The following is a 13307-nucleotide window of genomic DNA, read 5'->3' on the forward strand; positions in this document are numbered from 1 at the left end:
GGATGAAAGTTCCTTTATCAAACTTAGCTTGTGAATTATATTAAATAATATTACAATTGAGCTAAAAATAGGTAAAAATAAGTTTGATAGAGTGGAGTGTAAATATGATTCATATTAAAGATAATTTTGAAGAATATGAAGATCCTTATTTGTATGATGTAGAAAATAAAATAATGACGGAATATGACTTACTATTTGAATTTGCCAAAGATACAAACGGGACAGTTATTGATTTAGCATGTGGAACAGGACGGTTAACTGTTCCCCTTGCCGAAAATGGTATTCCGATCGTTGGTATCGATCTTCATGAAGGAATGCTGCGAAGGGCAATGGATAAGGCAAAGGATTTACCAATTAAATGGATTAAGCGAGATATTACAAAGTTAGCCTTACAGATGAAGAGTTCACTGATTTACATGGTAGGGAATTCATTTCAGCATTTTTTAACGAATGAGGCGCAAGAGAAAGCTTTAGTGAACGTTGCTAACCATTTAGAACAGGATGGGATTTTTATTTTTAATACACGATTCCCTTCAAAAGAAGAATTATTACAGCCTGAGGCAGAAGAATATTGGCAAACATATAAAGGGAAAGAAGGTGTATTTGTTGATGTCTTTACAATTAGCAAATATAATCCGATTACTCAAATTCAGCATTTATGAAACGATTCGAAGAAGCAAAGGTCATCAACAGGAGAAGCGGACAAACTTTTTTTTACGTTATACATATCCAAAAGAGATGGAACGACTACTTAAAAAATGCCAGTTTAATATTTTGAATATAGATGAGGACTGGAATAAAACACCGTTATCTACTCAAGCTTACGAGATGATCTATGTTTGTCAAAAGGGAGAGTAATCACATGATAACATTTAAGGAGTGGATTTTTTGCTGAAAGCAGTTATTTTTGATTTTGATGGAACGATTATTGATACGGAGACGCTTTGGTTTAAAGTATATCGAGAGGTTTTATTGAAAGATTACGACTTAAACCTTTCTCTTGAACGTTTTTCTCAATGTATAGGTACAGAAGATTCAATTCTTTTTGAATGGATTCATTCGACAGCTAACATCGAAGTTGATCGTAAACATTTAATAAATAAAGTTAGAAAAGAATTTAATCGTTCGCATGATTCATTAAGTTTACGTGCTGGAATCTTGAACGTATTAGAAGAAGGAAATAAGTTAGGTTTACGTATGGGTGTTGCTTCTAGCTCTTCGAGAGAGTGGGTGCTTTATTATTTAAATAAATTTAAGCTGACTGATTATTTTTCAACTATCAAAACGAAAGATGATGTCGAAAAGGTTAAGCCTGATCCAGCGCTTTACAATCAAGCAATGGAAGAACTAGAGGTAACAGGCAGTGAGTCATTGGCAATTGAGGATTCCGTAAACGGTTCTTTAGCGGCCTTAAGAGCAGGGATGTCATGTATCGTCGTTCCAAACGAAATGACTTCTCATCTTCAATTTGCTGAAAAGGTTATTTTATTCAATACTTTTTCAGATGTAAAAATCGAAAAAATTTTAGCATCAAAAAATTCATAAAGTATTCAAAATTTACATGAAATAATTTCAAAATGACGTTTATAATAACATATAATGGATATCAATCTAAAAGAATACTAAATTACCATTTATAAAAATTACAAGGAGGATGAGTAGGTGAAAAAGTTAAGCTTCATATCAATGGTATGTTTACTCATGTTACTTGCAGCCTGTAATTCTTCAGATCATGCTTCTTCTAACAAAAATGAAAATAGTAAAAAGGAAGAGATAAAGTCTGATAGTGGTGATGAAGAGCTAGAAAATGCAAAAAAAATGTTTGAACCGCTAGGGGATATCCCAGTTCCCGATGATAATCCGATGACAGATGAAAAAGTTGAATTAGGGAAAAAATTATTCTTTGATTCACGCCTTTCAGGCAATAATAAATTAAGCTGTATGTCTTGTCATTCACCAGGTGCTGGTTATGGTGACGGCTTAGCAACTTTTATTGGTTTTGAAGGTGTAAAAGGGAAACGAAACAGTCCAACTATTATTAATTCAGGATATTACGAGGAGAATTTTTGGGACGGACGTGCAGGGAGCTTAGAAGAACAAGCTCTAGGACCAATTGAATCGGAAGTGGAAATGAATCAAGATTTAGATGAGTTAGTTGCTGAGATCAATGAAGTTCCACAATATGTAGAGGAGTTTGATAAAGTCTTTAATGACAAAGTTACTGTAGATAATATCGCAAAAGCAATTGCAGCCTTCGAGAGAACAATCGTAGTGAAAGATACTGATTTTGATAAGTATTTACTTGGGGATGAAGCTGCCATTACCGATGAGGCAAAAGAGGGAATGAAGCTGTTCGTAGGAAAAGCTAGTTGTATTTCATGTCATGCTGGTCCGTTATTATCGGATCATGGATATCATAATTTGGGCATAACCGGTGATGATGGTCGCTACGAAGTGACACAAAAGGAAGAAGACAAAGGTGCCTTTAGAACACCAGGTTTGCGAGGAGTTGCCCATACAGCACCATTCATGCATGATGGAAGTCTGGAAACTTTACGGGATGTAATCGAATATTATAATGAGGGCGGCGGAGATCATCCGAATAAAAGTTCATTAATAAAGCCACTTCAGTTAACTGAAGAAGAAATTGATGCTCTTGTAGCATTTTTAGAAAGTATGAGCTGTGAAGTTGAGAAAGTTGAAACTCCAGAAATACCATAATTAAAAACCCATTTCATTATGAGCAATTTTAAAAAAGTGATAATATAAATGTACTCTAATGAATGGGGGAATCAAGATCATGAAAAGTATTTCACATACTGTAACGCTACATAACGGTATCAAAATGCCGCAGTTCGGACTTGGCGTCTATAAAGTGGATGAAGGAGATCAAGTAATTGAAACAGTGAAAACGGCTTTAAGTACAGGATATCGTTCGATTGATACGGCTGCGTTTTACAATAATGAAGAAGGAGTAGGGCACGCCATAAGAGAAAGCGGAATTGATCGGCAAGAAATTTTTGTCACTACAAAGGTTTGGAACAGTGATCAAGGCTATGACTCCACAATACGCGCCTTTGAAAAAAGTTTAAATAAACTGCGTCTTGATTATGTAGATCTTTATCTTATTCATTGGCCAGTAGCTGGCAAGTATATCGAAACTTGGCGAGCGCTTGAAAAACTATATAAAGAAGGAAAAGTACGCGCAATCGGAGTGAGCAACTTTCAAATTCATCATTTAAAAGATATTCTTGAGCAATGTGAAGAAAAGCCTACTGTAAATCAGATTGAACTTCATCCACGACTCTCACAAACTGAAGTGCGGGCATTTTGCGAAGAACATAGTATAAAGGTGGAAGCGTGGTCGCCAATCGCAAGAGGACGTATTTTAAATGAGCCTATTTTAACAGCCATTGCAGCAAAATATGATAAAACTTCGGCACAAATCATTTTACGCTGGCATTTACAAAATGAGGTTATCATTATTCCAAAATCGGTGACACCTTCCCGGATTAAAGAAAATGCAAATATATTTGATTTTGAATTAAGCAAAGAGGAGATGGAACAAATAAACGCCTTAAATAAAAACGAGCGTTTCGGACCAGACCCGGACAATTTTGATTTTTAATCAGTTCAAAAAATAATACAGGTGGTGAAAAACAGAAAATCGTTTTTTACCACCTTTTTTTTGGAAAGTATGTTAAAACCATTTTTATCACCGTCGAGGGATTGACTTAATAGTGAGTAGATGGAGGAATTTACCTTCTTATAAAAGCAATAATATTGACGAGTAAATAAAACAGTCATATAATTATCTTGAATTCAAGATAATTTTTTAAGAAACTATCCTTGAATTTAAAAATTTTTCCTTAAATATCTCGAATTCAAGATATTAAAATTCAAGATATTAATGGAAAGGAGGAAGAAAAATGATTAAAGTTTATCCAGCTGAGGAAAGATATAGTGTGGATCATGGATGGCTACAAAGTAATTTTAGTTTTTCTTTCGCAGAATATTATGATCCGAACAATCTTCAATTCGGACCGTTAAGAGTATTAAATGATGACATTATTCAGCCCCTAAAAGGGTTTGGTGCTCATCCGCACAGAGAAATGGAAATCGTTTCAATCGTTTTAAAAGGTCATTTGAAGCATGAAGATAGTACTGGAAAAACAGCCATTACTTCGTTTGGCGGTGTACAAAGAATGTCAGCAGGTACAGGTGTCGTCCATTCTGAAGTGAATCCATCTGCTGAGGATGAAGTGAATCTTTTGCAATTATGGTTTTTGCCAGAAGAAAATGAGCTGCCCCCTTCCTATGAACAAACTGAATTTGATGTTGAGAAATTGCAAAATCAACTTCTTCCAATAGTTTCAAAACAATCAGGCGAAAACATTGCTCATATTCATCAAGATTTAACAATTTATTTAGCCGATTTACAACGTGAAAAAGAAATTTCATTTACTCAAAAAAGTGGGAGAAAAATTTTCCTTTTTGTGATCGAAGGAGAAGTTATGTTAAATAATAGCATTACATTGAAGCGGAGGGATTCATCAAGAATAGCTAATATCGCTTCCTTGGCAATAAAAGCTTCAACACAATCAAGATTGATGCTCATAGACTTACCATAGTAAAATTTTATAAAATAAGGAGAGATGATTATGTCAAATGTAAAATTAGCAATTGTTTATTACAGCTCAACAGGAACAAATTATAAGCTTGCAAAAATGGCTGAAGCTGGTGCAAAAGAAGCAGGTGCAGAAATAAAAGTAGTAAAAGTACAAGAGTTAGCACCTGAAGCAGCAATAGAGTCTAATCCAGCTTGGAAAAAGCACGTTGAAGAAACAAAGGGCGTTCCGACAGCATCACATGAAGACCTTGCTTGGGCAGATGCAATTATTTTTAGTGTGCCAACTCGCTTTGGAAATGTTCCATCGCAAATGAAACAGTTTCTTGACACAACTGGAGGACTTTGGGCACAAGGAAAATTAACAAATAAAGTAGTTAGTGCGATGACATCAGCAGGTAATGCTCATGGTGGACATGAACAAACAATTACACATCTTTATACGACAATGATGCACTGGGGAGCTATTATTGCGGCACCTGGATATACAGACCAATCAGCATATGCAGCAGGAGGAAATCCTTATGGAACATCCGTAACTGTTGATCAAGAAGGGAATATGATTGAAGATGTTGAAGCAGCAGTAAAGCACCAAGCAAAACGGACAGTACAAATAGCTGAATGGGTAAAAAGCGGTTTAAGCAAATAAAACAAAAAGCTCGCTCTAGGATGTAAAAATGATGCTTCATACTATGTTCTTTTTTACTTCACTTCGTGCTGCAAACCTTGAGGTGAGAGTAAGTTTTCGGGTATTTAGTTTTAACTATTGACCTTGTCGACAACTTTAAGAGCCAGCTTTAGCTTGTCGACAAGGTCAATTTCTAATTAGTCTTCTATTACAATAGGTGCATAAATATGAACATATCCATCACCCTTTAAAATATGATAGAACGGCTCTTCTAATTTAAGATGATCTGCTTTCGCCTTCGTGCGAAGCAATTCATAATAGTGTTCCATATTTTCATCTAAATTCCCATTACGAAGGATTAAACCGTCATCAAATGTCCAGATATTATTAAAAATATATTTATCATTTTCCTCCATTTCAATCGCTGTATTTACCGGGATGTAGAATGTATAATGCGCCTCATTAGTTGCCTCATTAAAATTAGCAACTTTATAAATAATTGTCCCTGTACTCTTTAATCCAGTTCTAATAACAGAACCTTCAAAGTTTAATGCTGTATAGTACCACTCGTCGGTTTTACATCTTGTGATCGTACTAATGACATGATGAAATTCGATTGGAGCGCGCTTTATATTTACTTCTCTTTTTTCCTGTCTTTGTGTTTTAAATGGCATCGTTTGCTTTTTGTTTGAACGGGGTTGTTTTGACATCGGAATTTGAAACGATTCAAACTTAAATTTACAATAGGTAAGCAGAAAGAGTTCAGGCCATGCGAAAGCGATTGTATATTGGAGAATAACGCAAAGTAAAAGAAAAAAATATAAACCAAGTATATTTTCAGTCGTATTCGACGAATTAGATAACGTTCTGGAAATGGCTCCGCCCATCATCGTCGCTCCAAATATAATCGGCAAACTAATATTGCTCTTTGATTGTTGGATATTGTATAATCCACTACCGTCTTTACGCAGTTCACCTTGTTGAACTTTTTTAATCCCCCTAAAGGTTGTAAAAATTAAATAGACCAATCCACCAACAAATAAAGTAATTGCTGTAGTTTTCAGATAACTTGGTGCAAACCGATCATCACATAGTAAAAAATATATGAAATATAATTCAAATGACATTTTTAGTGAAATAATACTTAACAATAAGGATTGTAACTTTTGAAAATGATAAGCATTTTTTTCTCTCATATAGAAAACTGCGATGGTAAATTGAATAACGAGTAAAATAATACCAGTTTTTACAATTACTGACCAAATTGGATTTGTAATATTTACATTGGACCTTGAGCCAAAAAGAAGAACTGCCGTGATGATTCCACTAAAAACAAATGCCGCCCAAAAAAATTTTACAATGCGATCTGGACTTAGCCGATCTTTTGACACAATCATTATTCGATAAAAGTCGTGTTCATTACATTGTCGTAACATAAAAAACTCCTCTGCTTATTTATAAAGTTTAATTATAAGCACCCCTTCTGAACTCAATTAACGAAGGGGTGTTGTGATTGAAGAGGATGATGTCATTTAGTTTTCATTCTTTTTATATACTCCTACTTTAATAAAAACATACTGTAACGTTTCATCACCAGATATGACATGAAAGAAAGGTGTAGTTTGAGTTAAATCATTTTGTTCCATGTATTCCAATAACATATGATAAGCGACTTCAGTATGCTTTTCAAATTGATCATATAAACATATTGAAAGCATATCTTCAACGGCATAATAGCTATGAAAATACATTTCGTTTCCAAGTTCAAGATGATCTTCTTCAATCGGCATAAAGAATTCAGCATTTACCATTTCATCCATCGGCACGTTGTTGATTGAATAAAATAATGGCCCTTTTATCATTGTATTTTGAACAACTTCGGTTAGGAAGCGTTTCATTATGTCATCAATATCGTTATAATGGAAATGATACGTTTTAGATACTACGTTCATATAGCGGATGGAATCGTTTGGATTGATCATGTCTATCCCTCCTTCACAATTGGAGCATAAATATCAATGATCCCATCCCCATATACATCGAGATAAATGTTGTAGAAAGGCTCCGCTAATTCGAAGTTAAATGCTTCGGCACTTGCTCGAAGCAGTTCATAAGAGTCCTCAATATCATCATCTAAATCCGCATGTCTAAACGCCAATCCATCATTAAATCGCCATGATTCATAAAAACGAAATTTATCATTTTCCTCCATTTCTAATGGTGTGTTTACTGGTATATAGAACGTATAATCAGCTTCATTCGTAGACTTCTCAAAATTTGCAACTTGGTAAATAATTGGGCCTGTACTATATAATCCATTTTTAATAATCGCATTTCTAAAGTCTCTCGCTACCATGTACCATTCGTCAGTTTTACATCTTGTCGGTGTCGTACTTATGACATGATGAAATTCGATCGGACATCGCTTAATTTTCACTTTTCTTTCCTCCTGCTCTTTCTATTTTTATGGAAAATAAATTACAATAAGGAAACAGGAAGAGAAACCGGCTATGCAAAAGCTACTTGTATATTTTTTTTTTATGTAAGGATGACATTGGTGTTTTCTAATATAATCGGTAGACTAACATAGCTCTTTCATTGTTTCAAATTGTAACTTACTTATTAAATAATTCTTTCATAAATAGATAAGTCCATCGTAATTATCTGTATAAAGATGAACAATCATGATGAATATAACCGTCTCTGCAACATTGCACTAACATAATATTTTCTAAGCTACCAAAATACTTTATCAAGCTTTTTCCCAATTCCCCCGATGCAATCGCCGATTTTATCGACAGCTTTACTCGCAATATCAACAGCTTTATCAACAGCTTTGTTGGCAAGATTTTTTGTATGGTCAACAATACTTTGTGGAGGATCGCCAAACTTCCAGTTAACAGCCGCAAAAGCTGTTGCACCTACAACGGCACCTACGATAGTACCAGCGGGTGGTAAGAATAAAGAACCAGCCGCCGCACCAGCTGCCATAGCTGCCGCACCAGCGCCGATATCAACTGTTGTATCGACGGCAAACTTCTTAATTTGTTTTCCACCTGTGTACTCCCATTCTCCAGTGTTTGCGTTGCGGAAGTTACCAGTTGCGTTATCCCATACAGTAAGTCCTAATCCTAATATTCCGGCGCCTTTTCCGAATTTAGTGAATGTTGAAGCTTCCTTCCAACCGGTAAAGCTACTCCATACTTTCATTTCATTTTTAAACGTATTGCCCGCAACTTTTAATGATGATTGATTTAATCGGGTAATATATCCTCCTAAATCATCGAATTGACTATTTAAAAATTTATTACTATTGCTTTTAAAGAACTTTTCATCAAAATTTTTGTAAAGGGGAACACCATCATTAACAAGGTTTTTTACGAAGTCACGGCTCCACTTCCATCTGCCACCCATATTTTCTACGAGCATCTTACGATATTTTTCGAAATCACGGAGATTTGATATTTCTTTACCTCTGACTTTAATAAAAACTTTTCCGTCTTTCTTAAACATTTTAAAACTTAAATCGCCTATTTTTAAATGTTTACCAGAATTCATATAAGCTGCTCCAAAGCTGACTATAGTATTTCTTAATAAAATCACATAATCATGAAGGGTATTTTGACTTTGAAATATACCAGTTTTTGTAGTATCGCTTATTTTGGCTGTAAGCTGTTGGATTTGTTGCAATCCATTAGAAGACGGCTCTAGCTTAGATGTACTATTTTGATCAAGATGATTTAAATCTGTAATTGTTTTTTCAATTTGTGTATTAGCATTATTAATTTCTGCATCAAATTGTGCCGTATTCACCGGACTAACGGCTACAATATCACTTACAGAATTCAAATGTTCATTAATGCTTTTTACGATATCATGGGTCAGTTTCTCGACCTTAGAGATGCCATTTTTAACATCTTGTTCAATAAAGTCTTGCCGTACAAATCCGTCCTGACTTTCATAGTTCCCGACCATTTGTTTAATATCTTTTAGTTCTTGAACATAGTTATCGATAAAAGAATCGAACAGATCAAGAACAGGCATATGAAGAACTGAAAAATGATTTCGAATCGCCTCGCCGCCTTTGCCTTTTAGAGCATCGTCTAAATTAAGTATGTTTGTTATCGCATTTTTAATGGCAAGAAACTGTTTTCGCTCATTATTCTTTTTTTGGATTAATTGATCAATCCCACTATAAATCTCAGATACTTTCAATACTTTCATTGCGCTGTCTCCTTACTTACTCATTGTACGAGCTAAATCTTGCTCTGTTTTAATAAACGATTCGATATTAGACAATGCATCATTTCCTGATTTTAATAGAGAGGTTTTATAGCTTTTAGTTGTAGCGTAGTACTGCTTTTCAATTTCTTCTATTTTTTGAATGAAATCAAGCTTACATTCTGTAAATTGAGCTGTTGAGCTGGCTGTATCTAATTCATTTGTTTTTGCTGTTAAACTTTGAAAAGCAGATTTAATTTCACTTTCGACGACTTTAATTTCCGACATCACTTGGCTCCTTTCTATTTATTTTTGAGTTGAGTTATGGCATTTCTTTTTGAGCTTATTGAATTCATCAGGCTTTGATTTTCACTTCTTAATGCCGTTATTTTTTCTTCAATAGTATCTAAACGATCTTCAACTTGTTGGTTTGCAATATTAGTATTGCTCGTGTCAAGACTATCTCGAACGTTTGAATGTTCAGTAGCATGCTTTCCCGCCCAAGAATTCAATGAGAACTCAGGTTGAAAAATATTTTTTTTGTTGTCGATGATTTCCTCTTGTTCGGTTTCAATGCTTGCCTTGACTGTTTCTAAACGTTTTATTTTCGCTTCATTCTCTCTTATTGATGCGGAAAGTCTAGCAATACCCTGATTCAAAGCTGAGATCATTTGTGCTTCAATCATTCAATCACCTCCATTTGTAGTTTTACGTTTGAAATGTGAAAAAGTTTCTGAAATTTAAATTGTTTAAACTTAACAATCCAAATATAATCTTACACAAATTTGTCGGAAAAGGAAGTTTTCTCTTTAATCATAACAAAATTTAGTTGCCCCTCCTTTCTAAGCAGTATTGCTTGTCTTAAGGGTTTACAAGCCAAATAAGTTACTTTACAATATTCGACAAGTTATGCCAATTTTCCTGCAAAAAAAAGCAAAAAATGCACTGGGGAATTTTTGATTTTTTGGATTTTGGAAATCAACTTTAAAAAATGGAAGAAAAGGGAATTAGGGAAATAGAGAGAGAAAAATTAATAACGTTTTTTTAAAGGGAGGCGGAAGAAGGAGATGTATTTATCCCAGTTTAGAAGTGTTGTAAAAAAATAATAAGGGGGGTGCCAAAACGGTGCTTTACCCCTTATCTAATCGAATAGTAGTAGCTAAATGGAGGCTAACTTTCAAAATGGCTTATCCGCTAACTTTAGTGTTTCCACGATAAGCCATTTTCTTTTAAATCACTTCGGTTTTCTCCTTTTGTTCTTCTATAATGGGAGCGTAAATGTGAAGGATGCCTTCCTCATTTAAAATATGGTAGAAAGGTTCTTCTAATGTTAACTGATCTTCTTTAGCCTTTGTGCGGAGTAAGTCGTAAAAATCTTTGATGTGATGAAAATTCACATTTTTAAGGAGGAGTCCGTCGTTGAATTTCCATATTTTATAAGAATCAAATATATCATTTGCCTCCATTTCAATTGGAGTATTAACAGGGATGTAAAATGTATAATCGGCTTCATTAGCTGACTGATCAAAATTTTCGCTTTTGTATATTAATATTCCTGAACTTTCTAATCCTAATTTAGTAATTTCAGCATCAAACTCTATTGCAGTGTAGTGCCATTCATCTATTTTACACTTCGTTGTCGCACTGATCACTTGATACAATTCGAATGACAAACGCTCTATACTAACTTTTCCATTGTGATTTGCCCTGAATTGAATTGTTTGGTTTTGCTTAAATTCTACTGGTGTCGGCATTGGAATTCGAAACGATTCAAATTTAAATTTACAATAGGTGAGCAGAAAAAGCTCAGGCGATGCAAAAGTCATTGCATATTGGAGAACAACGGCAAAGAATCGCGCAAAAAATAGAGATGCCATGTTTGCAGTAGGAGTATTTACATCTGATAGAAATCTGGCAATTGTTCCGCCCATCATTGTGGCTCCAAAGATAATTGGCAGACTGACTTGTCCTTTTGACTGTTTTAGGTTGTATAATCCTTTTCCGCCTTTACGCAATTCACCTTGTTGGACTCTTTTTATCCCCATAATTGTAGAAATAACTAAATAGAGTAAGCCGCCAATTAATAAAATAAATCCGGTAGTTGTCATATAACTTGGTGCTGATTTATCTTCACATGATAGAAAATAGACGGCGTATACATCTATTGACATTTTAAATAAAAAGGTACTTAAAAGTAATGATTGTGTTCTTTGGAATTTATAGGCGATCTTTCTTTTTGTAAAGAAAACAGTAACTACAAATTGAACAGCTAATAAAATGCTACTAATTTTCACAATGACTGGCCAAATTGGATTAGTCACATAAATACTGTATCCTGATCCAAAGCTAAGAACAGCTGTTATCATCCCGCTAAACATGAAAGCACCCCAAAGTGTTCTGGTCATGCGGTCTGGGCGTAACCGATTTTCAGCCACTGTCTTTATCTGATAAAAATCATTTTCATTACATTGTTTTAACATGTGAACCTCCTTTGTTTATAAGAAATATTTTAAAAGGAATGACCTACAAAAATTCGTAAGTAATTTATATATTTTTTATTATTAGTGAAAGATCAAAGTATCAAATAAAAATGATGTATATAAATTACATAAATTCAAAAAACTAGAGGATTTAAGAAGGGGTTTATCCTCTAACTCTAGTGCTTTTAATTAGCGATCAGCCACTTTCTCCTTAATTTAAATCACTTCGTGTTTTTCCTTTTGTTCTTCCGCGATTGGAGCATAAAAGTCAAGGGTTCCGTCTTCTCCATGACGATCGAAATAAATTTTAAAGAAAGGTTCTTCTAATGTTAAATGCTCTTCTTCCGCTTTTGTGTAAAGTAAATTGTAATAGTCTTCGTCTTCCAAACCAAAATCTAAATTCCCATAGCTAATAATTAACCCATCATCAAATTTCCATCGTTCATGAAAATAGAAATACCCCCCAATTTTATCCATTTCTACCGGTGGCTCTACTGGGATGTAGAACGTATAGTCAGCCTCATTAGTCGACTCGTTTATATTTGAAATTTTATAAATTAATGTTTCGGTCATTTCTAATCCGTTGGAAGAAATTGCTTCTTCAAAGTCCTCTGCTGCAACACTCCAGCCACCAATTTTACACCTTGTTGTCGTACTGATTACATTATGGTATTCGATCGGACAGCGTTTAACATTTGTTTTTTTCGCCTCCTCTTCCTCGGGGTTAGGCATTGGAACATGAAACGATTTAAATCGTAATTTACAATACGTGTAGAGGAAATGCTCAGGCCACGCAAAAGCCATCGCATATTGGAGAATAAAGCAAAGTAAAAGAAAAAAATACAAACCAGCTGCAATTCCAAAAGTGCTCGATGAATCAGATAACGTTCTTGAAATCGCCCCCGACATCATTGTTACTCCAAATATAATTGGTAGACTAGCATTTCCTACTGTTTGTTTAATATTGTATAGTCCTTTTCCGCCCTTCCGCAAATGACCTTGTTGGACTCTTTTGATCGCCCTAATTGTTGAAAAAAGCAAATAGATTAAACCGCCAATCATTAAAATGGTTGCGGTCGTCTTTATATTACTAGGGATATCTCTACCTTCACAAAACATAAAAAAAGCAAAATACGGATCTAGTGATAATTTGAAAGAAAAAAAACTTGAAAATATCGATTGTACTCGCTGATATCTATAAGCCACTTTTCTCCATGTAAAGAAAAGTGTAACAATAAGCTGAATCGCAAAAAGAATGACTAAAATCTTATGAGTTAAAAACCAAAGTGGGTTTGTAAGATAATGACCAGGTCCGTAAAGGGGAATTGTAATAACAAGAGTCATAGTTCCA

Annotated in this window: 14 protein-coding genes; 6 read left to right on the plus strand and 8 right to left on the minus strand. The window is 34.5% G+C overall.

Going from position 1 to position 13307, the window contains the following annotated elements:
* Positions 1–104: 104 nt before the first annotated feature.
* From K6959_RS03010 to wrbA, 6 genes are all read left to right on the plus strand, one after another.
* Positions 105–662, plus strand: a complete 558-nt coding sequence (locus K6959_RS03010) for a class I SAM-dependent DNA methyltransferase (RefSeq protein ID WP_309484803.1) — start codon at positions 105–107, stop codon at positions 660–662.
* Positions 663–888: 226 nt separating this feature from the next.
* A complete protein-coding gene (locus K6959_RS03015) occupies positions 889–1545 on the plus strand; it encodes an HAD family hydrolase (protein WP_163238851.1) in 657 nt (218 codons plus the stop codon).
* A gap of 117 nt (positions 1546–1662) precedes the next feature.
* Positions 1663–2721 (plus strand): cytochrome-c peroxidase, encoded by a 1059-nt coding sequence (locus K6959_RS03020; RefSeq protein WP_223087585.1) that lies wholly within the window; start codon positions 1663–1665, stop codon positions 2719–2721.
* A 79-nt stretch (positions 2722–2800) separates the two neighbouring features.
* Positions 2801–3628 (plus strand): aldo/keto reductase, encoded by an 828-nt coding sequence (locus K6959_RS03025; RefSeq protein ID WP_163238855.1) that lies wholly within the window; start codon positions 2801–2803, stop codon positions 3626–3628.
* A gap of 301 nt (positions 3629–3929) precedes the next feature.
* The gene (locus K6959_RS03030; RefSeq protein ID WP_223087587.1) at positions 3930–4631 is read left to right on the plus strand and encodes a pirin family protein; all 702 of its coding nucleotides are present in this window, start codon (positions 3930–3932) and stop codon (positions 4629–4631) included.
* 30 nt (positions 4632–4661) lie between these two features.
* Complete coding sequence (gene wrbA, locus K6959_RS03035) at positions 4662–5276, plus strand: NAD(P)H:quinone oxidoreductase (RefSeq protein ID WP_163238859.1); 615 nt, start codon at positions 4662–4664, stop codon at positions 5274–5276.
* 176 nt (positions 5277–5452) lie between these two features.
* Here wrbA and K6959_RS03040 read toward each other — a convergent pair whose 3' ends face one another.
* The 8 genes from K6959_RS03040 to K6959_RS03075 all read right to left on the minus strand — a co-directional run bounded on the left by K6959_RS03040 (position 5453) and on the right by K6959_RS03075 (position 13300).
* Positions 5453–6691 (minus strand): hypothetical protein, encoded by a 1239-nt coding sequence (locus K6959_RS03040; protein WP_163238862.1) that lies wholly within the window; start codon positions 6689–6691, stop codon positions 5453–5455.
* Between the two features lie 96 nt (positions 6692–6787).
* Positions 6788–7237 (minus strand): DUF5085 family protein, encoded by a 450-nt coding sequence (locus K6959_RS03045; RefSeq protein WP_163238864.1) that lies wholly within the window; start codon positions 7235–7237, stop codon positions 6788–6790.
* Between the two features lie 2 nt (positions 7238–7239).
* Positions 7240–7692: a DUF5085 family protein gene (locus K6959_RS03050; RefSeq protein WP_163238866.1), complete on the minus strand. Its 453-nt coding sequence runs from the start codon at positions 7690–7692 to the stop codon at positions 7240–7242.
* A gap of 299 nt (positions 7693–7991) precedes the next feature.
* On the minus strand, positions 7992–9479 hold the full coding sequence (locus K6959_RS03055) for an LXG domain-containing protein (RefSeq protein WP_223087589.1): 1488 nt from the start codon (positions 9477–9479) through the stop codon (positions 7992–7994).
* Between the two features lie 12 nt (positions 9480–9491).
* Positions 9492–9764, minus strand: a complete 273-nt coding sequence (locus K6959_RS03060) for a DUF5344 family protein (protein WP_163238870.1) — start codon at positions 9762–9764, stop codon at positions 9492–9494.
* A 14-nt stretch (positions 9765–9778) separates the two neighbouring features.
* Positions 9779–10162, minus strand: coding sequence for a YwqH-like family protein (locus K6959_RS03065; protein ID WP_223087590.1), 384 nt, complete (start codon positions 10160–10162; stop codon positions 9779–9781).
* A gap of 543 nt (positions 10163–10705) precedes the next feature.
* Positions 10706–11956 (minus strand): hypothetical protein, encoded by a 1251-nt coding sequence (locus K6959_RS03070; protein ID WP_223087592.1) that lies wholly within the window; start codon positions 11954–11956, stop codon positions 10706–10708.
* Between the two features lie 216 nt (positions 11957–12172).
* Positions 12173–13300, minus strand: a complete 1128-nt coding sequence (locus K6959_RS03075) for a hypothetical protein (RefSeq protein ID WP_163238876.1) — start codon at positions 13298–13300, stop codon at positions 12173–12175.
* Between the last annotated feature and the right edge of the window lie 7 nt (positions 13301–13307).

The sequence above is a fragment of the Bacillus aquiflavi genome, assembly GCF_019915265.1.
In the GTDB taxonomy this organism is placed as follows: Bacteria; Bacillota; Bacilli; order Bacillales; family Cytobacillaceae; genus Bacillus_BT; species Bacillus_BT aquiflavi.

Excerpts from the sequence above, each read along its gene's own strand:
- K6959_RS03010 (WP_309484803.1), top strand. The coding sequence starts at position 105 with ATGATTCATATTAAAGATAATTTTGAAGAATATGAAGATCCTTATTTG.
- K6959_RS03025 (WP_163238855.1), top strand. The coding sequence starts at position 2,801 with ATGAAAAGTATTTCACATACTGTAACGCTACATAACGGTATCAAAATG.
- K6959_RS03030 (WP_223087587.1), top strand. The coding sequence starts at position 3,930 with ATGATTAAAGTTTATCCAGCTGAGGAAAGATATAGTGTGGATCATGGA.
- wrbA (WP_163238859.1), top strand. The coding sequence starts at position 4,662 with ATGTCAAATGTAAAATTAGCAATTGTTTATTACAGCTCAACAGGAACA.
- K6959_RS03040 (WP_163238862.1), bottom strand. The coding sequence starts at position 6,691 with ATGTTACGACAATGTAATGAACACGACTTTTATCGAATAATGATTGTG.
- K6959_RS03045 (WP_163238864.1), bottom strand. The coding sequence starts at position 7,237 with ATGATCAATCCAAACGATTCCATCCGCTATATGAACGTAGTATCTAAA.
- K6959_RS03055 (WP_223087589.1), bottom strand. The coding sequence starts at position 9,479 with ATGAAAGTATTGAAAGTATCTGAGATTTATAGTGGGATTGATCAATTA.
- K6959_RS03060 (WP_163238870.1), bottom strand. The coding sequence starts at position 9,764 with ATGTCGGAAATTAAAGTCGTCGAAAGTGAAATTAAATCTGCTTTTCAA.
- K6959_RS03065 (WP_223087590.1), bottom strand. The coding sequence starts at position 10,162 with ATGATTGAAGCACAAATGATCTCAGCTTTGAATCAGGGTATTGCTAGA.
- K6959_RS03070 (WP_223087592.1), bottom strand. The coding sequence starts at position 11,956 with ATGTTAAAACAATGTAATGAAAATGATTTTTATCAGATAAAGACAGTG.
- K6959_RS03075 (WP_163238876.1), bottom strand. The coding sequence starts at position 13,300 with ATGACTCTTGTTATTACAATTCCCCTTTACGGACCTGGTCATTATCTT.